The organism is Anaerococcus hydrogenalis (genome assembly GCF_002871895.1).
Lineage (GTDB): Bacteria > Bacillota > Clostridia > Tissierellales > Peptoniphilaceae > Anaerococcus > Anaerococcus hydrogenalis.
This window is the reverse complement of record NZ_PNHP01000002.1, coordinates 319,816-321,342: the sequence shown is the minus strand read 5'-3', so window position 1 is coordinate 321,342 and position 1,527 is coordinate 319,816. Positions and strand designations below refer to the sequence as shown.

The 1,527-nt window shown below is 35.4% G+C and carries 1 pseudogene; it reads left to right on the top strand.

Features of this window, described 5'->3' with window-relative positions:
* Nucleotides 1-1,527, top strand: a pseudogene (locus CJ192_RS04525) (hypothetical protein); the annotation flags it as partial.

The following is a 1,527-nucleotide window of genomic DNA, read 5'->3' as shown; positions in this document are numbered from 1 at the left end:
TAGCCAAAGCCAAAGAAGAAGCTCAAAAATCTGTAAAAGAAGCCCAAGCTGCAGCACAAAAAGCCCAAGAAGCAGAAGCAAAAGCCAAAGAAGCTAAAAAACTTGCAGAAGAAAACTTAGAAAATCTACAAAAATCAAGTGGGGCTACCGAAACAGAATTAGCCAAAGCAAAAACAGATTTAGAAGAAGCAAACAAGGCAAAAGAAAAAGCAGCAAAAGAAGCACAAGAAGCAAAAGCTAGTCTTTCAAAAGCAGAAGAGAACATTAAAAAACTAGAACAAGAAAAGAAAGATCTACAAAGTCAGTTAACAGAAGCTCAAAAAGCTGTAGAAAAAGCTAGAGATGAAGCTCAAAAAGCACAAGATTTAGCTGAACAAGCTAAAGAAGAAGCTAGCAAATCTCAACAAGAAACTCAATTAGCAAAAGAAAAAGTAAAAAAAGCAGAAAAAGCTTTACAAGTAGCTCAAGAAGAAACAAGACAAGCTAAAGTAGAAGCAAAAAAAGCTATAGAAGATAAAACAAAATCAGAAGCAGAAAAAGAAGCTGCTATAGCTAAGGCTAAATTAGCAGAGCAAAAAGCAAAAAAAGCTCAAGAAGAAGCTAGAAATGAAATAGCAAAAGCAAAACAAGAAGCTCAAAGAGCCGTTCAATCTGCAAAAATAGAGGCTGAAAAAGCAAAAGATGCAGAAAATCTTGCTAAAAAAGCTCAAGAAAAAGCAGAAGAAAGAGTAAAAGAATTAGAAACTTCAAATACTGCAAGCAAAGAAGAATTGACCAAAGTAAAAGCAGAGTTGGGAAAAACTAAGAAAGAATTAGCTGAGTCTGTCAAAGCTAGAAAAGAAGCGGAAGAAAAAAGAGCAGAAGCTGAAAAAGCTTTAGAAGAAATAAAAAATAAAAATATAGAAAATCCAAGTACAGAAACACCAGGAACAAGTAATCCATCAAATCCAAGTACAGAAACACCAGGAACAAATAAACCAGAAAATCCAAGTACAGGAACACCAGGAACAAGTAATCCATCAAATCCAAGTACAGAAACATCTGGAACAAATAAACCAGAAAATTCAAGTACAGAAACATCTGGAACAAATAAACCAGAAAATTCAAGTACAGAAACATCTGGAACAAATAAACCAGCAGATCCAAGTACAGAAAATCCTGGAACAAGTAAACCAGCAGATCCAAGTACAGAAACACCAGGAACAAATAAACCAGCAGATCCAAGTACAGAAAATCCTGGAACAAGTAAGCCATCAAATCCAAGTACAGAAACACCAGGAACAAATAAACCAGCAGATCCAAGTACAGAAACATCTGGAACAAATAAACCAGCAGATCCAAGTACAGAAACACCAGGAACAAGTAAGCCAGCAGATCCAAGTACAGAAACATCTGGAACAAATAAACCAGAAAATCCAAGTACAGAAACACCAGGAACAAATAAACCAGAAAATTCAAGTACAGAAACATCTGGAACAAATAAACCAGCAGATCCAAGTACAGAAACATCTGGAACAAATAAACCAG